The sequence below is a fragment of the Rhizobium changzhiense genome, assembly GCF_013087625.1.
GTDB lineage: Bacteria > Pseudomonadota > Alphaproteobacteria > Rhizobiales > Rhizobiaceae > Rhizobium > Rhizobium sophorae.
Map to the genome: position 1 here is coordinate 993,230 of NZ_JABFCQ010000002.1, position 18,211 is coordinate 1,011,440.

The following is an 18,211-nucleotide window of genomic DNA, read 5'->3' on the forward strand; positions in this document are numbered from 1 at the left end:
GACTGATCTTCCTGGATATCAGGATGCCTGCGACAACGATCTCGCGCGGACCTCGAGGAACGCAGCCGTCAGCTTCGCCAGCACCGGCGAGGTGCATGTGCCGTTGGCGCCACCGATTGGATCGGCGATGTGGATCTGCCGGAGATCCTCCATGAACTCGTCCCACAGCGGCGGCCCGCCTTCTTCGAGAAGCTGCGCTCGAATGCTCAACTCCTCGCTTGCAGGCAGATGCCGTCGTCCCCAGGCGCCGATCATCGCAAAGACGGGCACGAGTTGGATCGCTGGCTCCGCAAGGCTGTAGATCGCTTTCTGGCTGTGGCTCGGGTCGTCCCGCTTGCTGATGAATCCGAGCGAGAGCATACGCTTCAGCCTGGCGGCCAGAATATTGGAGGCAATTCCCTCCTCCGAATGGGTCAGGAGATCGCGGAAATGGCGGCGGTTGCCGAACATGACGTCCCTGATGATGATGAGGCTCCACCGATCGCCCAGCACTTCCATCGTCAGGTTGATCGGGCAGCCCGACCTCAGTTCAATATCCACGAATTCTCTCCTTAAAACTGGTTGCAATATAGGATCACTTATGCGACAACGCAACTAGTTTCGGTCCGCAATCAGATGGAGGAGAGCAGGATGTCCAAAGTGCGTGTCGCAGCATTTTCCCTTTCCGTGGATGGTTTCGGCGCCGGGCCGGAGCAAAGCATGACCGATCCGCTGGGCAAGCGGGGAACGGAGATGTTCGAATGGTTTTTCCGTACCCGCACCTTCCGCGCGATGATCGGAAAGGACGGCGGTTCTGAAGGCGTCGACGAGGGTTATGCGGCCCGCGGCATGGCCAATTTCGGCGCCTTCATTCTCGGGCGCAACATGTTCGGCCCCATCCGCGGCGAGTGGCCGGATGACGTCTGGAAAGGCTGGTGGGGGCCGAACCCGCCCTATCACGCGCCGACCTATATCCTGACGCATTATCCCCGCGAACCGATTGTCATGGAAGGCGGCACGACGTTTCACTTCGTCACCGGCGGCGTCGAGGAAGCGCTTGATAAGGCGAAGGCCGCGGCCGGCGGCAAGGATGTGAAAATCGGCGGCGGCGTCAGCACCGTCCGCCAATATCTGCAGGCCGGCCTGATCGACGAACTGCATTTCGCCATCTCCCCCGTCGTCCTCGGCAAGGGCGAAGCAATGTTCACAGGCATCGACCTCCCGGCCCTCGGCTTCCGCGTCGCCGAGCATGTCGCAACCGAACACGCTACGCATATCGTGCTGGCGAAATAAACGAGCCCGGTCGATATCTTAGGCGCTTTCAGGTGGAATACCTTGTCCGCATTGAAGGCGTCCGCAACATCAAGACGGAAATCCCGATGCAGAAGATCCAGCAATCCTGGCAGGTACCGCTCTGACGGCCGCCTGTCGGGATCGTTCGGCTCTCACCAAACTGTGTCAAAATGGCCGTGGTATTGCTGTGGAATGGGCGTAGAGTAAACGCCATCGGATCATCGACGCGACCGCTTGAGAGACCATAGGTGCTCTTGCCGCTTCATGGAGGGTACGAAGTTGCTCCTGTCCCTCATCTCACTGAATGATGATGAAATAACCATCGTCACCGATGCCGTTCGGCAATGGTGCTGCGACAGGAAGTTCGACATCGACAGCGTCCAAGGACGCCACGCCATCACCGTCGCCGTCGATCTCGTCCAGATGAACACCGACCGCGACAAGCTTTTTGCCGAGATGTCAAAGCAACTGGACCACCTGTAGAACCCTACTCCATCCATCGAACGACCACAGCTGCGATGACAGGCGGATGGGATGCAGCGCTTTCGCTTACCACTCCCCTCGCGCCGCCGCCCTGAGCACCCACATCCAGGAGCACCGGCCCAACAGAGCGCAGCCTGAATATCATGCGCCTTCCCGGCCAGTCCCAAGCTGTTCGAGGTAGGCACCGAACATATCGGCCATGGCGTCGGCATAGGCTAGGATCTCGGCAGCGCTTCGGGGTGCCTCCGAGAACTGCTTTCCCACTGTGCCGAGGGTCGCGATGATCAGGTCACCGGCGAGCACCCGTGTCGCCTCCGGCGCGTGAGGCAGCACTTCCTGCATGAACAGTTCGACGATGCGGTCTCCAGATGCCCTCGCCGCCTGCGCCTCCGGTGCATCACGATAAAGGGGCGCGGCATCATGGAGCGCCACGCGCATCGCCGCCTCCTCGCACTCCGAGCGGAGGAAGGCATGGACGAGGCGGCGCAGCCTTTCGAGCGGCGGCCTTTGCGTATCGGCAAGGATGCCGCCGAGCATATCCGTCGTCTGTCGCCATTCGTCGCTTTGCAGCCGGAAGAGGATCGCCGCCTTGTTGGGGAAATATTGGTATAGCGATCCGATGCTGACGCCGGCCCTTTCGGCCACCCGCGCCGTCGTGAAGCGCTGGGCGCCTTCCCGCGCCAAAACCTGAGCAGCGGCATCCAGGATCGCCGCCACGAGCTCTGCCGAACGGGCCTGTTTGGGCTGTTTTCGTGAGGAAATCCGGGCTCTTGGACGATCGGTCATGGCAGCGCTCCGCAATGCGAATAGCAGATGCGACGAATTACTCGTATTTTTCGCTCCACACAAGAACCTGTCACCAAGGAGATTTATATGACGACACTGACCACCGCCCCGCTGGCGCCCCTGCTCTACGGCCTGTTCGAGGAGGCTGATACGGCGACGAGCCCTGCAATGTCGGGCCTGTCAGACGATGAGCGGATGCGCCTGATCGGCAGCAAGACCGAATATCTAGACCTTTACGGGCGCCTGAAGGATCTTTGGCTTCCCGTCTCCAGAGAGGCCGGCGTGCTGCTCTACATACTGGCGCGAAGCAGCCGCGCACGAACGATCGTCGAATTCGGCACATCCTTCGGCATCTCGACCCTCCATCTCGCAGCCGCGCTACGCGACAATGGCGGCGGCCGGTTGATCACCAGCGAGTTCGAGGCGTCGAAGCTGGCTCGCGCCCGCGCCAACCTGACGGCCGGCGGCCTCATCGACCTCGTCGAGATCCGCGAAGGCGATGCCCTCGAGACCCTGAGCACGGATCTCCCGGACACGATCGACCTGCTGTTCCTCGATGGCGCCAAGGCGCTCTATCGCGATATTCTGGAACTGGTGGAGGACCGCCTGAGGCCGGGCGCCCTCATCGTCGCCGACAATGCCGACCTCTGCCCGGAATATCTCGCCCGCGTGCGCTCGCCGGCAGCCGGCTACCTCTCGACGCCATTCGAAGAGGATATCGAGCTGTCGATGCGGACCTGATGACGCTAAGCCGTTGCCCGGCCAAGCGCGCATGCCGGGCAACGGCCCGTTTCATAGTCGCTGTACAGCGCCGTAGCGCAGCCCGTCGACGAGCAGGGAAACCATACGCCGGGCATGTTCGGAGCCCTGGGCGTAGGCGTGCATGCTGAGGCTTGCTGCCGCATTCAAAAGATCCTCGGCGGCGATATCGGTGCGGACCTCGCCGGCGGCAGCGGCAGCGTCGAGAAGCGAGCGAAGGGCCGGCTGCAGCCGCTGCTGGAAGTAGGCGGGCAAGGCATCGAAGGCGGGGTTGCCGGAGTGCAGGGCCGCCGCAAGCCCGCGCTTTGCCGCGATGAAATCCACGAAACGCTGCATCCATCTGGCCAGCGCCTCGCCCGGCGCATGTCCGGCGGCAAGGATCGGCGCGGCGTCGGCGCAGGCGTCGATTTCGCGGCGGAAGACGGCGACGACGAGGTCGGAACGCTCGGGAAAATGCCGGTAAACGGTGCCGATGCCGACGCCGGCCTTCTCCGCGATCTCACGCACAGGGGCATCGACGCCGGAGGTTGCAAACACGGTCAATGCCGCCTGAAGCAGCCCGTCGAGATTGCGCTTGGCGTCGGCGCGCACGCGCCTGTCCGCCCTTTCCCCGGGTTTCAGGCCGTCCTCATGCTCTTTTCTCTCGTCGCTCATCATTCACTCACTTGCAAAACGGAACATTGTTCCGTATATAAACGGAATACGGTTCCGTTTATGCAAATTAACACAGCGAGACGGTGTTGGCCACATCGATGCGCACGAAGTTCACCTCCCCAATGAAAGGAACAGACAATGCAATACCGCACGCTTGGAAGAACCGGCATCAAGGTCAGCCCCTATTGCCTCGGCGCGATGATGTTTGGCGCCGCCGGCAATCCCGACCACGAGGATTCGATCCGGATCATCCACAAGGCTCTCGATGCCGGCATCAACTTCATCGATACCGCCGATATCTACAGCCGCGGCGAATCCGAGGAGATCGTCGGCAAGGCGCTCAAGGGCCGGCGCGACGACGTCGTGCTCGCCACCAAGGCGCATCTGCCGATGGGCGACGACCCAAACCGACAGGGCAATTCGCGCCGCTGGCTGATCCACGCAGTCGAGGATTCGCTCCGTCGCCTGCAGACCGACCATATCGATCTCTACCTAATCCACCGGCCGGCGCCCGATACCGATATCGAGGAGACGCTATCGGCCCTCACCGACCTGATACGGACGGGCAAGGTGCGCGCCGTGGGATCGTCGACCTTCCCCGTCTCGGAGATTATCGAGGCGCAATGGGTTTCCGAGCGCCGCGGGCTGGCACGTTTCCGCGCCGAGCAGCCGCCCTATTCGATCCTCAACCGCGGCATCGAACGTGAGGTTCTGCCCGCCTGCGAGCGTTACGGAATGGGCGCGATGGTGTGGAGCCCGCTGGCGATGGGCATGCTCACAGGCAAATATCGCAAGGGCGCACCGCAACCCGACAGCGCCCGCGCCAAGCGCTTCCCCAGGCAGATGAACGACGAGCGCCGGCTGGACGCGGTCGAACGACTCATCCCGCTCGCGCAGCAGGCAGGTCTTTCGCTGGCGCACATGGCGATGGCTTTCACCATCGCCCATCCCGCCGTCACCTCGGCGATCATCGGCCCGCGCACGATGGAGCACTTCGACGATCTGCTTGCGGGCGCCGGGGTGAGCTTGACGGACGAAATCCTCGACCGGATTGACGCGATCGTCCCGCCCGGCACCGACACCGGACCGTTGGAGGCGGCCTATAACCCGCCTGCGGTAACGCAGCCGGACCTGCGCCGCCGCCCGATAGCGGCACGCTTCGCAGCCTGACCGGCAGGGGGTGAGGCCCGGTCCTGCGAAGCAGGAGCGATCGATCCAGTGAATCGATCGCAGGGCCGAACGCCCTGAGCCACGCGAAGGGCCGGACAGCGGCGGCGCCTCACTCTCCGTCATTCCTGTGACGAGCACAGGAATGACGGAGGAGAAGTGGGCAGCAGCTCAAGTGAGCGTCGCTTAAATGCGCTTCTCAAAGAACGTGTCCGGGTATGGGTCGTCATTGAAACGGTCGATCTCACTCCAGCCGGTTCCGCGATAAAGCTGCGTTGCCTCGGGCAGCGCGCTATTCGTATCCAGACGCAGGAGCTTGATGGATAGTTCGCGGGCGATGTTCTCCGCGGCTGTCATAAGGCGCGTTGCGAGCCCAAGGCCACGCGCGGATGGGGCGACCCAGAGCCTTTTGATCTCCGCGACCTCGCCGCCATTGCCCTTCAGCCCGACACAGCCGATCGGCAGCCCATCCGACATGGCCACCAGGAACGCACCGCGCGGACGGATCATATCCTTGGCGTCTGGATCGCGAGAAAGCGATACATCGAAACCCTTCTCGAAGCGGCGTGCGAGTTCGCCGTAGTATTCGCGCAGACAATAGCTGGCGTCCTCGTGTCGCGGGTCTTTCTCCTCGAGCACGATCTGCTCACGTCTCAGCGAAGAAGCGACGATATCCATGGCGCGCAGCAATTCGTCCGGGCGACGATGGCGCGCCAGAAACGATTTCGCTTGCGCATTGGAAAGCGCTTCATAAGCCTGAAACTCGCAACGGCCGGTTTCGGTCAGCCTGGCAACGCGGCGACGCGCGTCCTGAGGGTTCGGCACCGTCTCGATGAGACCCTCCTCTTCCAGACTGCGCAGCAGGCGACTCATCAAGCCAGAGTCGAGACCGAGATAATCGCGGATCACCGCAACATCCGATTGCCCGCGGCCGATCGAATTGAGGACGCGGGCGGCACCCAGCGGACGGCCGCGTCCGAGGAAAGACGTATCGAGAGCACCGACTTCGGAGGTGACGGCACGGTTAAAGCGACGGACGCGAGAGACAGGATCGTAGGTCATATTATCTGACTTTAGTCAGATAATTGAACCTGTCAATTCAAAGCACTCCAGGGGACGCGCAAATGAGTCGCGCACACCCGCCATCGCCTTGCGCGCCACCATCCCCTCGCTTATGGGAATGGCAGCACCCCCAAGGCTTTCCCGTGTTCCGTTTTGCTCTACACGCCCTGATCTTTCTCATTCTGACGTTGCTGACGCAGATCGGCGGCATCGCCTATCTCGTGGCGCTGGCCGCCTCACGCGCCTGGGGCTTACGGCGATTTCTGCCCAAGCTTGCGATCTTCCTGCTTTGCTATGCTAGCGCCACCTTTACCGCGACCTTCGCCGCGCCGATCTTCGGGCGGGTTCCCCTCTCCTGCCTCGCCGACGCCGCGGACCGGCTCGTGGTCCGCTCCCCGATCTATTGCCTGCTGAACCGCAACTACGTCACACCCGAGGTGCACGATCTGGCAAAGGCGCTTGCCGCCCACATGGACAGGGAATTTCCTGGAACCGTCACCGTCGCGCTGGATGCGAATTTTCCCTTCGTGAGAGGCTTTCCGCTGCTGCCGCATCTGTCGCATGCCGACGGAAAAAAGCTGGACTTCGCCTATTATTACAAGGATGTGGACGGCGCCTTCCTGAATGGCGCCACCCGCTCCCCGATCGGCTATTTCGCCTTCGAGCAACCCGCCCCCGGCGACGAACTGCCATGCGAAGGGCGCAACGACTGGCTCACAACCCGCTGGGATTTCAATGTGCTGCAGCCTCTGTTTCCGGCCTATCGCATCGAGGAGCAGCGCACATCGGCCGCGATCGGCTGGTTGACGAGCGAAGGCGTTGCGCGCTTCGGCCTGCAGAAGATCTTCATCGAGCCGCATCTGAAGAACGCGCTCGGCATCACCGACGGCCATATCCGCTTTCAAGGCTGTCGCGCCGCCCGCCACGACGACCATATTCATATCCAGGTCGAGTAACCCTCTCGCCGGCCCTCTGGCCCAGACCCTCAGGATCGGAGGTTTGTCCGCCAAACGCGGATGCAACCATTACCGCCATTACAAAAAGTTTGGGGAGGGCGCTTCCCACTCTCAGCGGATCGCACCTTGGGATGAGGCTCATTTCAACGCTGGTGCGGCATCACCAACGTATCTATTGGAAGTGCGGCATCCTACAACGTCCCTTATCCTTGTACGCGCAGCCCGAAGGGCGAAGCCTCGAAGGACACGCCGCAGCACTGCATCCTGAATCCATCAAACGCCGGAACACCTGCCACGCAGGGTGGCAGGGAGGGCAAGTGGCGCTGCATGCTGATATCGCCGGATGAGACGCCGGTGGCCGGCCCCGTCCTTCGAGGCCCCTCCGGGGCACCTCAGGACGAGGCCGGAGGGAGGGTCGTACGACCCCGCAAGCCGCGATGATCCTGCTCCTGGTCACCGGCCTCGTCTGGCTGGCAAGGAACCGGAACCCCTCTCCCTCGGGATAAGGATCGAGCCACGACGCCTATCGCAACGGCAGTTCGTAGCTCCGCTTCAGCGTCTCCATCGGCACGTCGGTCTTGACGCTGAGGACGCTCGGGATGCGCGTCAGGTGATCGGCCTGAAAACGCCAGTAACTATGCAGATCGGCGGTGACGATCCGAAGCACGGCGTCGCACTCCCCTGTCGTCAGGTAGCATTCCATCACCTCGGGAAACCGCCTGACGGCTTCGGCGAACCGGAGCGTGACCTCGGCATCCTGGGTCTTGAACCACACGCGGGCAAAAACCGTCAGCCCCGCCCCGACTTTTGCAGGGTCCAGCACGGCGACGTAGCGATCGATGATCCCGGCCTCTTCCAGCAGCCGCACGCGACGCAGGCACGGTGACGGTGAAAGGCCGACCTCCTTCGCCAGATCGACGTTCGAAATACGCCCGTCACGTTGAAGCACGCGCAGGATATGGCGGTCGATCGGATCCAAGGTAACTGGCATTTCATAGCTCCAACCCGTGCCGCAATGGCATGATATGCTAAACTTTCGCAATTTTACGGACGCTTCGCAAGCTCATTGCGTAGGACTTGGCCTATCGTTCCAGCATCGAGATGGAGATGGGTTGATGACGAAGATAGAGAAAATTGTGCTTTCCTATTCGGGCGGGCTGGATACCTCGATCATCCTCAAATGGTTGCAGGAGACCTACGGATGCGAGGTCGTGACGTTCACCGCCGATCTCGGCCAGGGCGAGGAACTCGAGCCAGCACGAGCAAAGGCGGAGATGTCAGGGATCAAGGACATCCGCATCGTCGATCTGCGCGAGGAGTTCGTCAGCGATTTCGTCTTTCCGATGCTGCGGGCGAACGCGCTCTATGAGGGGCAATATCTGCTGGGCAGTTCCATCGCACGGCCGCTGATTGCCAAGCATCTGGTCGGCATAGCCCGGGAGGTTGGCGCGGATGCCATTGCCCACGGCGCGACAGGCAAGGGCAATGATCAGGTCCGGTTCGAGCTGGCCGTCAATGCACTCGATCCGTCGCTTAAGGTCATTGCTCCCTGGCGCCAATGGAACATCCGCTCCCGTACGCAGCTTCTGGAATATGCCGAGAAGCATCATATCCCGGTGCCAGGCGACAAACGCGGCGAGGCGCCGTTTTCGATCGACGCCAACCTGCTGCACACCTCGACCGAAGGCAAGATTCTCGAAAATCCGGCGGAGGTCGCGCCCGATCATATCTATCAGCGCACGGTTGATCCGCTCGATGCTCCTGACACCCCCGAGATCATCACCATCGGTTTCGAGGGAGGTGACCCGGTTTCCCTGAACGGCACGGCAATGACACCGGCCGCATTGCTGAGCGAACTCAATGACTGGGCGGCCGGCATGGTGTCGGACGCCTCGATCTGGTCGAAAACCGCTTCATCGGCATGAAGTCGAGGGGAATATACGAGACGCCGGGAGGGACGATCCTCCTCGCCGCACATCGCGGCATTGAATCGATCACGCTCGATCGCGCCGCGGCGCATCTGAAGGACGAGATCATGCCCCGCTACGCCGAGCTCATCTACAACGGCTTCTGGTTCGCGCCGGAGCGGGAAATGCTGCAAGCCTTGGTCGACCAAAGCCAGGCTTTCGTCAGCGGCGAAGTGACGCTCAGGCTCTACAAGGGAAGCGCCTCGGTCATCTCGCGCACCTCTCCCTGGTCACTCTATTCAGCCGACCTCGTCACCTTCGAGGAAAGCCCGGTCGCCTACGATCATCATGACGCCGAAGGTTTCATCAGGCTTAACGGCTTGCGGCTTAAGAGTTGGGCAGCCCGCAACGGCAGATGACCGGCCGATCTTAGGTCAGCGCACTTCGCGCTCACGACACTGCAAACGCCTTCCCCTCAGCGCTTCGCCCGGCGGAAACCGGACGAAACGAGCCGGTTAGGATGGAGATGCGCGACCAATTTCAAACGATTTTAAAAACAGCAACTCGAAAGTTAATCGATTTTAATTTTGTCGTTAAAATTTTCTTGTTGCGACGCAAAAGAATTTAGACATTAATTGTTGCGGATGCTCAGTTTATTCGTTGGAGAACTCGCATGACTGTGACATTTCCGTTAACCGAAAAGCGCGACCCCGAGACATTGCTGAAACACTTGACGTTGCACAAGCTAAGCGTTCCGGGAAACTGCGTCGTGTCGCTCAAAGCCAACGTCGCCCACGTCTCATCCTCCCATACGACCGCGCTCGGCACCGCCCGTACCGCCTGGTAGGGATCGAGGCGGCACTCTCCAACTCCCTCCGCCTCGAAGGACGCGCGAAACGCCGCTTCTTGCCAGTCGGACGCCTGCGCGTCCGCCTGCGGCGCCGATCCCCATGTCGGGGCAAATAGGAACATTCCCCGAGACATCGGAGAACGGCAATCGAGCTGACCTCAGCCGTTGCAGACGACAGCAACCTTGTTCCCAGCCGGGTCACGCATAAGCGGAATACCAGTTCGGCCCGTAATGCGGACGTAGACCAGATGCGCCCTCATCCGTTCCCCCATCGGTCATCGCAGCTTCGTAGAAAGCGTCTACCTCGGCGCGGGACTGTGCCATGAAACCAACCATCGAGCCGTTTCCAGCGCTTGCCTGCTCACCATTGAAGGGCCTGCAGACCCACAGAATAAAACCTTCGCCTTTTCCGCGCTCGGAATAGGCTCTATCGTTTTTCAGGTAATTTCTTTTGCCGTCGATGTGATCGGAGAATTTGTTCAGCCTTTTCAACGGATGGAAGCGGACGCTCCGTCCGGAGAACATGAAAGGCGCCGCAATTATCATCGGGACACCCGCAGGGCACCACATCAACATGATACCTGCTTTTCCCTGCTCGCTTTTGCAGAGCGTTCATTTTCTCTTCGCTCTTTATCGTGTCGACGATCGCACCGCGCTTGAGAAATTTACCAACCATTACCGATCTGCCTCGTCTTGTCCTGTCAGGCTTGGGATACAGCATAGTCGGGCGATGCAATAAGCCGGAAGCCACACCCCGCTCCATCATACTATTGCAATCTCATAAATAAACGCTTCACTGGCGATATGAAAGAGCGGACGCAGCACTGATGACCTATCTCAAACACGGCATAGTCGCCGCCGCCATCATGCTGGCAGCAACGATGACATTCTTGCATCAAGCGCGTGCTGAACAATGCGAACAGCAAAGCTTCGAAGAGGCGAAATACGTCGTCTGCACGCTGGAGCCGGGCAAAGCCGACCTGCGATTATTCTGGAAGAATGCCGACGGCGCGCCATACCGCGCTTTTTCAAGCCTTGCCGAAGCCGTTCGCGCCGAGGGGCGAACACTGACATTAGCTGTTAACGCCGGGATGTATCGTGCCGATTTTTCGCCGATGGGACTCTATGTCGAGAACGGCAGGGAATTAAAACCCGCCAATACGACAGAGGCCGAAAGCTCCGCCGGTCAGGTACCGAATTTCTATAAGAAACCGAACGGCGTGTTCTTTCTGGGTGAAGCAAGCGCCGGCATACTCCCGACGGATGAATTTCTGAAGCATCGGCCCAAAGTGCGGTTCGCCACGCAATCCGGTCCGATCCTTGTCATCGCCAACAAGCTAAACCCGATCTTCATCGTCGACTCGACCGACCGAACCCGCCGCAGCGGTGTCGGCGTCTGCGAGGGTGGCGCGGTTCGTTTCGCGATCAGCGAAGACGGGGTGAATTTCCACGATTTCGCACGGCTCTTCCGCGACCATATGAAATGCCCGGATGCCTTGTTTCTCGATGGCGGACGGGGTGTCGGACTTTACAATCCCGAAATGGGCCGCAACGACCGGTCTTGGCACGGCGGTTACGGCCCTATCTTCGGGCTCGTCGAATAGCGCACTCGCATCAGGTCGCAGGCGAGGCCGACAAGGGTTCGTCGATATCTTCGGGAATGAAGCCGCCGGTCTGGCGTTTCCATAGGCGCGCGAACAAGCCGTCTTGTTCGACCAGTTCGTCCGGCCTGCCCTCCTCCACGATGCGCCCGTGGTCGAGCACGACGATCCGGTCCATCCTGGCGATAGTTGAAAGACGGTGGGCGATGGCGATCACCGTCTTTCCCTCCATCACAAGGTTGAGCCGTTCCTGGATGGCGGCTTCGGATTCGCTGTCGAGGGCGGAGGTCGCTTCGTCCAGCACCAGGATCGGCGCGTCTTTCAGGAGAACGCGGGCGATGGCCACGCGCTGGCGCTGGCCGCCGGAGAGCTTGATGCCGCGGTCGCCGACGAAGGCGTCGTAGCCCCTGCGGCCCTCGCCGTCCGCGAGATCGGCAATGAAGCCATCGGCGCTTGCCATCTTTGCCACCGCTTCGATCTCGTCCTTCGTCGCCTCCGGCCGGCCGTAACGGATATTGTCGCCGACTGAACGGTGCAGCAGCGCGACGTCCTGCGCGATGACCCCGATGGCACGGCGAAGGCTTGCCTGCGTCACCTCGCGAATGTCCTGACCGTCGATCAGGATCGCGCCGTCGCGAATGTCGTAGAAACGTAAAAGCAGGTTTGCGAGCGTCGTCTTGCCAGCCCCGGAGAGACCGACCAGCCCGACCTTTTCGCCGGGCCGGACCGTCAGCGATAGTCTGTCGATGACAGGCTTGCCTGACTTGTAGGCGAAGTCGACGTTTTCGAAACGGATCTCTCCGCGGCTGACCATCAGGCTTTTCGCATCAGGCCGGTCGGTAATGGTGGGCGGCGTCGTTAGGACGGGCATGGCGTCCTTGATCGTGCCGATCGCCTGAAAGATCTGCTGGCCCATCTGCAGAAAAGTGAAGGTGTGCCCAGACAACCGCTGGAGGATATAGACCGCGCCCACGAACTCGCCGACCGTCAGAAAGCCCTTGACGAGGCCCGAGAAGCCGATCGAAAGCATGGCGAGCCACAGCACCATGTTGAGCGCCACGACGATCAATTCCGACGTGCGGTAGATACGTTGCTCACTATGTTGCGTCTGCACGGATTTCTGAATGACGCGGCGTATTGCGCCCGCCTCGCTATCTTCGGCCGCAAACTGTTTGATCATCTGCATGTTGGTGTAAAGATCAGTGATGGCGCCGGCGACAAGACTGCGCTGCTTGGCGGTACGGCGCGAGCGTTCGGCAAAGTTCGGCGCCATCCTGATGGCGAGCGCCACATTAAGCGCGATCCAGACGATAACAGGCACGGCAAGTTGCCAGGACAGGCTCATGAGCAGGATCACCGAGCCGATCATCTGCAGCAGGAAACGCGGGCCGGCCTGGAAGGCAATAATGATCTGCTGCTGGACGGAGGACACCACCTGCGACAGGCGTGAGGCGACCTGTCCGGCAAAAAGATCGTGAAAGAAGGCGAGATCCTGCCGCTCCACCGCCTTGTGGCCCTGCCACTGGATGGCGGCTGGCATGCCGACGCCGAGCGTATGCGAGTTGAACGTGTTGAGTAGGAACGAGGCGATCGGCATACCCGGAAAGATCAGCAGCCCGAGGAAGGCAAGCAGTGGCCATTCGCTGTGTAGGAAGGCTGGCGCGCCCGTTTGCGTCACCCCGTCGACGATGACTGAAAGCCCCCAGATGATCGTCAGATTGATGGCCTCGATCGCCATGGAGGCAAGCGCGAGCGCAATCAGAACGCCTCGAAACATCGAGATGAAATGCAAAAGGACGGCCACCGGCCCCTTGGCCGGCAGCGGCCGGTAAGGGAGGTCGAGCGGCCGGATCAAGGTTTCGAAGGGACGATAGATCGCATCTGAAATCGACATGGGCCACTCGGATCAAAAATCGGGAGGAGGCGTGGACTCAGCTACGCTGGGTCGCAGAAAATCACCTTCCGGCCACCATCTCAATCAGAAATTTCAAAAAATCTCCCAACAGGCGTTTATCGTGAAAGGCTGACCGGCAGCATTCCCATTCAGGCGATCGATTCAATCCCAACGGACATCATTCGCCCCGGGCCAGGGCTGCGGCATGTTCCAGCGAGATCTTTTCAACCAGGGGGTCGGCATGACGGTGGGCGAGCCGCCAGTCCGATCCATGCCGGCGATAGACCTGGGTGACGCGCAGCGACCAGTTCTGGTCCGGCAAGCCGCCAACCTCACCATGCTGGCGCTCGATCATCACCAGTACGATCAGATCGCCGCAGACATAGGACTTTTCCACCTCCAGGGTTCCGCCGCCGTTGCGGAAGTACCGAGCGAGTTCGGCCAGATGCTCGGGACTATCGTCGAAGCCATGGCTGGCCGGGCCGCCGAATGGCTGCATCAGGGTGAAATCGTCATCGAGCTGGATGAGGCTCGCCCACCTTGTCATGTCGCCGGCCATGAAAGCCGCTGCCTGCTGTTCTGTGCGGCGGATGATGCCTGGCAACGCCTGATCGGATGCCGGGGTGGCATGCACGACGCGCCCTGTTGCAGCGATCGCCATCGTCGGGGCGGCTCGCCGGGACATGGTTGTGGCCTCGTGCACGGGTTGGTCGCCGCGCGCCGTTTTGTTTTTGAAAGAGGACATTGGATCTTCCCTTCGGTGGCCGGCAATACCGGAATGATGGTTATTTCCCACTTTCACGATGATGAATCCAATGATACAATTTCATCAATATGCTGAACCAAATTGATCTATCCAGAATCGATCTCAACCTGCTTGTGCTGTTCGAGACTGTCATTGAGGAACGCCATGTCGGGCGTTCGGGGCAGCGGTTGAACCTCTCGCCTTCGGCCATCAGTCACGGCCTTGGTCGGCTGCGCATGCTGCTGGACGACCCGCTGTTTCTCAAAACACCCAAGGGTGTCGTTCCGACAGACCGGGCCGAGGAACTTGCCGCACCCATCGCCGATATATTGGCGCGCGTTCGCAGCGTGGTGGCGACAGCGGAGCCATTCGATCCAGCCCGCTCTCAGCGACGCTTTACGATCGGGGCGCCCGATGGCGTTTCGTCTGTGTTTCTGCCGCCATTGCTCGATCTATTGGCCAAGTCTGCTCCCGGCATCGCAATCAGCGTCCGGCAACTGCTGCCTAAACAGGGCGAGCCATCGCCAGATCTGGCTTGGCGCGATGCGTTGGTTGCATTGGAAGCCCGCGACTTGGACATCGCCATCATTCCTCAGGCCGAATTTCCGGTCCGCTTTGCAAGCCTGCTGCTCTACGAGGAGGATTTTGTCATCGCTGCGCGTCAGGGCCACCCTTTTCTGACAGATCAGACACTGGCCACCTACTGCGCCATGCAGCACCTTGTGGTCTCGCATCTGGGCGATACACATGGCTTTGTCGACAATGTGCTGGCCAGCCATGGATGCTCCAGGCGAGTGGCGCTGACGGTCCCGAACTTCATGTTGGCGCTCGCCGTGCTTGCGGAAACCGACTTTATCTCGGCCTTGCCACGCCGTTTCGTCGAAATGCATGCCGCGCGGTTCGGCGTCGTCAGCGTCAATTCTCCCCTGCCCCTCGGACGCTTCGCCATCAACGCGGCTGCACCGAAGGCGGCAATGCGTGACGAGGGCGTGGCCTGGCTCGTAAGGCTCCTGCAGGCATCCATCGGCAACGCGATAGATAAAACCCGCACTGACAGCGGAAGTCGTCGGGCCCCATAAAGGCGGGCACTTGAGCCGCCGCTAGCATAAGACCGGACACCCAGGATCGCCCAATTGCGGTCGTCGCGCGATTGAGGCAGGATGCCGCCCTTGAATAGAAAGCAGGATCGAACCGACGCTCATGCTGACGGGCTCATGTCATTGCGGCAAGGCAAGCTGGAAACTCGAAGGTGATCCGGGCTCGATTACCGCCTGCAACTGCACGCTCTGCCGACGCTACGGCACGCTGTGGGCCTATGACTACGAAGGAGAGCGCATCGCTCTCACCGGTGAGATCGCCTCCTACACCCGCGCCGACAGAGACGAGCCGTCTCTCGAAATATTGTTCTGCCCTTCCTGCGCCTGTGTCTTGAGTTGGCGCAGCTTGCGGCTTCGAAAGGATGGCCGCAGGCGCATGGCCGTCAATATCCGGCTTGCGCCGCCGGAAATCGTTCAGGATCTGACTATCGATCATTTCGATGGCCTGGATACATTTGAAGACCTTCCGTCCAAGGGGCGCTGCGTACGCGATCTCTGGTTCTGAACCGACCCGCGAAGACGCCACCGAGCCGGATCGCATCAGATGCGAGCTCCTGGTAAAAGATCGTTCTGCGCGAAGCTGCCTCAGCCGCGCCGGGCGGCCTCGATCACCGCGACGTCGATCTTCCTCATGGTCATCATCGCGTCAAAAGCACGCTTTGCCTGACCGCCACCCGCCGCCAGCGCTTCGGAGAGGATGCGCGGCGTAATCTGCCAGGACACACCCCACTTGTCCTTGCACCAGCCGCACTCACTTTCCTGGCCGCCATTGCCAACGATGGCGTTCCAGTAACGATCGGTTTCTTCCTGATCGTCGGTTGCGATCTGAAAGGAGAAGGCTTCGTTGTGTTTGAACACGGGACCGCCGTTCAGGCCGATGCAGGGAATACCCGCAACGGTGAATTCCACGACCAGGACGTCTCCCTGCTTGCCGTCAGGATAATCTCCCGGTGCCCGAATAACGGCACCCACGGCGCTGTCGGGAAAAGTCGCGGCATAGAAGCGGGCAGCAGCCTCAGCGTCTTTGTCGTACCATACGCAGATCGTGTTCTTTGCCATTGCGCAGTCCTTTCGCTCTTCGTTTCGCATTGCCCACTGAAATAAGACGCAAACCGTCTTTCTCCAGCCCGGTCCTAGCGATTTCACGCGGACGATTGCGAACGCTGCTAAATTGGTGGAGCGCCGCCTACCTCCCCTCCTTTCATCCCCGTGCTCTTCACAGGGATCCAGTGCGCCCAGTCCTTGGCGCGGGAGATACTTTTACAAGCGGGAGATTGCGGAACTGTGGATTACAGTTCCGCATGTGCATTCAGCGTCATCTGCATTTACTCGGCGGGCATGCCGTGGACGCGACGCGATCTAAAACATATTCCGCGCGTCGCTGCGCGGATCGCCCGCCACGCGGTGCGGCTCGTAGAGGCCGCTCCGTGCCTTGCGCCGCCACGGCCGGGAAAGATCGCCGGGATTGTCGTCGATATCCGCGAGCGATATAGCAGCCGTTCCTTCCGAAGGGCATTGCGCCGCCCATCGGCCGCCGGGCGCGACGACCCCGGAAGAGGCCGGATCAGCCTGACCGGGATGGGCAAGGGCCGAGAAACTGACCCAGTAGCTGTTGCTCGCCGCATGCCCTTGTGCCTCGGCGGCGAAGGACGGCTCGTTGGCCGGCGAACCGCCTGTTGTCGAGAACAGCACGCAATGGACGTCGAGCCGCTCATATTCGCTAAAAATCTCCGGATAGTGGCATTCCATACCGAGAGCGCAGCCAAAGCGGATGCCGTCGACCTCGAAGGTCACTGGTATCGAGCCCGGCGTGTACATGAAGGAGATCTTGGTGTTGGACAGCAACCGCTCGTCGTAGCGCGTCACCAGTTCGCCGCGATCGGAGACGACATAGAGGCTGTTGTGCGGCCGGTGCGGCGGCGTCAGCGGATGCACCGAGCCGATGACCGTCCACAGTCCAAGCTCGCGGGCCAGCTTGCGCGTTGCATCCAGCTCCTCGCGCAACACGGCCCATTCGAACCGCCGCCAATCGGACGGCCCGATCTCTCTCGGCCCGATTTCCGACATGATGCGCTTGTTCGGCGATGATGTCGTTCCTTCGGGAAAGTGGATGAGCCGTGCCCCTGCCTCTCGCGCCTGCCTCATCAGCAGGCGCATCTCCTGCCCGCTTTGGCGAAGCTTGTCGATATCGCGGGGATCGTCCGCATAGGTGGTCTGCGCCACGGCCAGACGCAGGCGTTTCACCTCAGGCGCTGCGTCATTCGCCGATTTGGGGAGAACATGCATGCGGGCGGCGGTGTAGGATTCACCCGTCTTGGCGGCGCGCGCACGCACCCGCCGCTTGAAATTTCCGTTCTCAGTCATATCATGGCCTCTCACGTTCCGGACATCGTTCCCCAGCAACAGGCCCGAAACATCAGGACCAAGGATCACGACCCGAGACGAAAGTCCCTTTGCCTCCGGTTGAAGACCCTGCTGGGGAAGGTCTAGGGAGGTTCGGCGTTAGGCCACGCCGAAGCAAAGATGCCGAGGCGGCCGCGATTCGTCAATTCGGAGAATGGTCGGGATCGGCCGGCGCCAAGGCCCTACTTCGGGTGGTCCACCTTATCCACTCGCCATGGCGGATCGGTGCGGTTCGATCCGGCGAAATAGAGGATGATGCGGTTGCCGCCGGGGTCGAACAGCTCGACTTCACGCCAGAGCCAACTCTTGTCCTCTGGCCCGGTGACGAAACGAAGACCAGCCTCGATGAGGCTGCCGACCGTCTCGTCCAGCTTCTCGCACTCGAAATACACCGTGGTTCCGCCACCGCCACTTTCGCCCTGATGCAGGGAGAAGGTGCTGTCTCCGTCCGGGCAGACGAAGCGTGCATAGCGAGGACGAGCGTCGACGATGGGCCTGAGACCGAGAGCGCAGTAGAAGTTCCAGCCCGCATCGAGGTCAGGCATCGTTACGGTTACCTGGTTCAGGCGCATGAT

At 60.9% G+C, this 18,211-nt stretch carries 19 protein-coding genes and 2 pseudogenes; 10 read left to right on the top strand and 11 right to left on the bottom strand.

Annotated elements, in window-relative coordinates; translation table 11 throughout:
* Positions 1-18: 18 nt before the first annotated feature.
* Positions 19-540 (bottom strand): winged helix-turn-helix transcriptional regulator, encoded by a 522-nt coding sequence (locus G9X68_RS14250; protein ID WP_171602895.1) that lies wholly within the window; start codon positions 538-540, stop codon positions 19-21.
* A gap of 90 nt (positions 541-630) precedes the next feature.
* Here G9X68_RS14250 and G9X68_RS14255 point away from each other — a divergent pair, with 90 nt between their 5' ends.
* Both G9X68_RS14255 and G9X68_RS14260 read left to right on the top strand, forming a co-directional pair.
* Positions 631-1,272, top strand: a complete 642-nt coding sequence (locus tag G9X68_RS14255; RefSeq protein ID WP_171602896.1) for a dihydrofolate reductase family protein — start codon at positions 631-633, stop codon at positions 1,270-1,272.
* 279 nt (positions 1,273-1,551) lie between these two features.
* On the top strand, positions 1,552-1,755 hold the full coding sequence (locus G9X68_RS14260) for a hypothetical protein (RefSeq protein ID WP_171602897.1): 204 nt from the start codon (positions 1,552-1,554) through the stop codon (positions 1,753-1,755).
* A 141-nt stretch (positions 1,756-1,896) separates the two neighbouring features.
* Here the strand turns inward: G9X68_RS14260 and G9X68_RS14265 are convergent, their stop codons facing one another.
* Positions 1,897-2,541, bottom strand: coding sequence for a TetR/AcrR family transcriptional regulator (locus G9X68_RS14265; RefSeq protein WP_171602898.1), 645 nt, complete (start codon positions 2,539-2,541; stop codon positions 1,897-1,899).
* 87 nt (positions 2,542-2,628) lie between these two features.
* Here G9X68_RS14265 and G9X68_RS14270 point away from each other — a divergent pair, with 87 nt between their 5' ends.
* Positions 2,629-3,282: an O-methyltransferase gene (locus G9X68_RS14270; RefSeq protein ID WP_171602899.1), complete on the top strand. Its 654-nt coding sequence runs from the start codon at positions 2,629-2,631 to the stop codon at positions 3,280-3,282.
* Positions 3,283-3,333: 51 nt separating this feature from the next.
* Here G9X68_RS14270 and G9X68_RS14275 read toward each other — a convergent pair whose 3' ends face one another.
* The gene (locus tag G9X68_RS14275) at positions 3,334-3,957 is read right to left on the bottom strand and encodes a TetR/AcrR family transcriptional regulator (RefSeq protein ID WP_171602900.1); all 624 of its coding nucleotides are present in this window, start codon (positions 3,955-3,957) and stop codon (positions 3,334-3,336) included.
* A 135-nt stretch (positions 3,958-4,092) separates the two neighbouring features.
* On the opposite strand from G9X68_RS14275, the gene G9X68_RS14280 reads away from it, so the two are divergent.
* On the top strand, positions 4,093-5,124 hold the full coding sequence (locus tag G9X68_RS14280; RefSeq protein ID WP_171602901.1) for an aldo/keto reductase: 1,032 nt from the start codon (positions 4,093-4,095) through the stop codon (positions 5,122-5,124).
* 183 nt (positions 5,125-5,307) lie between these two features.
* Here the strand turns inward: G9X68_RS14280 and G9X68_RS14285 are convergent, their stop codons facing one another.
* Positions 5,308-6,183: a bifunctional helix-turn-helix transcriptional regulator/GNAT family N-acetyltransferase gene (locus G9X68_RS14285; protein ID WP_171602902.1), complete on the bottom strand. Its 876-nt coding sequence runs from the start codon at positions 6,181-6,183 to the stop codon at positions 5,308-5,310.
* 62 nt (positions 6,184-6,245) lie between these two features.
* On the opposite strand from G9X68_RS14285, the gene G9X68_RS14290 reads away from it, so the two are divergent.
* Entirely contained in the window at positions 6,246-7,139 is an 894-nt protein-coding gene (locus G9X68_RS14290) for a hypothetical protein (RefSeq protein ID WP_171602903.1), read from the top strand.
* Positions 7,140-7,662: 523 nt separating this feature from the next.
* Here G9X68_RS14290 and G9X68_RS14295 read toward each other — a convergent pair.
* The gene (locus G9X68_RS14295) at positions 7,663-8,130 is read right to left on the bottom strand and encodes an Lrp/AsnC family transcriptional regulator (RefSeq protein WP_171602904.1); all 468 of its coding nucleotides are present in this window, start codon (positions 8,128-8,130) and stop codon (positions 7,663-7,665) included.
* Between the two features lie 124 nt (positions 8,131-8,254).
* Between G9X68_RS14295 and G9X68_RS14300 the strand changes: the two are divergent.
* Both G9X68_RS14300 and G9X68_RS14305 read left to right on the top strand, forming a co-directional pair.
* Positions 8,255-9,465, top strand: a pseudogene (locus tag G9X68_RS14300) (argininosuccinate synthase).
* Between the two features lie 254 nt (positions 9,466-9,719).
* The gene (locus G9X68_RS14305) at positions 9,720-9,893 is read left to right on the top strand and encodes a hypothetical protein (RefSeq protein WP_164735915.1); all 174 of its coding nucleotides are present in this window, start codon (positions 9,720-9,722) and stop codon (positions 9,891-9,893) included.
* A 161-nt stretch (positions 9,894-10,054) separates the two neighbouring features.
* Here the strand turns inward: G9X68_RS14305 and G9X68_RS14310 are convergent.
* A pseudogene (locus G9X68_RS14310) lies at positions 10,055-10,322 on the bottom strand (VOC family protein); the annotation flags it as partial.
* Between the two features lie 401 nt (positions 10,323-10,723).
* Here G9X68_RS14310 and G9X68_RS14315 point away from each other — a divergent pair.
* Positions 10,724-11,500, top strand: coding sequence for a phosphodiester glycosidase family protein (locus G9X68_RS14315; protein ID WP_171602905.1), 777 nt, complete (start codon positions 10,724-10,726; stop codon positions 11,498-11,500).
* Between the two features lie 10 nt (positions 11,501-11,510).
* Here the strand turns inward: G9X68_RS14315 and G9X68_RS14320 are convergent, their stop codons facing one another.
* On the bottom strand, positions 11,511-13,391 hold the full coding sequence (locus tag G9X68_RS14320) for an ABC transporter ATP-binding protein (RefSeq protein ID WP_171602906.1): 1,881 nt from the start codon (positions 13,389-13,391) through the stop codon (positions 11,511-11,513).
* A 178-nt stretch (positions 13,392-13,569) separates the two neighbouring features.
* A complete protein-coding gene (locus G9X68_RS14325) occupies positions 13,570-14,136 on the bottom strand; it encodes a YybH family protein (protein ID WP_171602907.1) in 567 nt (188 codons plus the stop codon).
* Positions 14,137-14,225: 89 nt separating this feature from the next.
* On the opposite strand from G9X68_RS14325, the gene G9X68_RS14330 reads away from it, so the two are divergent.
* Positions 14,226-15,215: a LysR family transcriptional regulator gene (locus tag G9X68_RS14330; RefSeq protein WP_171602908.1), complete on the top strand. Its 990-nt coding sequence runs from the start codon at positions 14,226-14,228 to the stop codon at positions 15,213-15,215.
* A gap of 121 nt (positions 15,216-15,336) precedes the next feature.
* Positions 15,337-15,738: a GFA family protein gene (locus G9X68_RS14335; RefSeq protein WP_171602909.1), complete on the top strand. Its 402-nt coding sequence runs from the start codon at positions 15,337-15,339 to the stop codon at positions 15,736-15,738.
* Positions 15,739-15,818: 80 nt separating this feature from the next.
* Here G9X68_RS14335 and G9X68_RS14340 read toward each other — a convergent pair whose 3' ends face one another.
* The 3 genes from G9X68_RS14340 to G9X68_RS14350 form a co-directional block, all read right to left on the bottom strand.
* Complete coding sequence (locus tag G9X68_RS14340) at positions 15,819-16,292, bottom strand: VOC family protein (RefSeq protein ID WP_138334747.1); 474 nt, start codon at positions 16,290-16,292, stop codon at positions 15,819-15,821.
* Between the two features lie 300 nt (positions 16,293-16,592).
* Entirely contained in the window at positions 16,593-17,597 is a 1,005-nt protein-coding gene (locus tag G9X68_RS14345) for a carbon-nitrogen hydrolase family protein (protein ID WP_171602910.1), read from the bottom strand.
* 221 nt (positions 17,598-17,818) lie between these two features.
* The gene (locus G9X68_RS14350; RefSeq protein ID WP_171602911.1) at positions 17,819-18,208 is read right to left on the bottom strand and encodes a VOC family protein; all 390 of its coding nucleotides are present in this window, start codon (positions 18,206-18,208) and stop codon (positions 17,819-17,821) included.
* Positions 18,209-18,211: the final 3 nt, after the last annotated feature.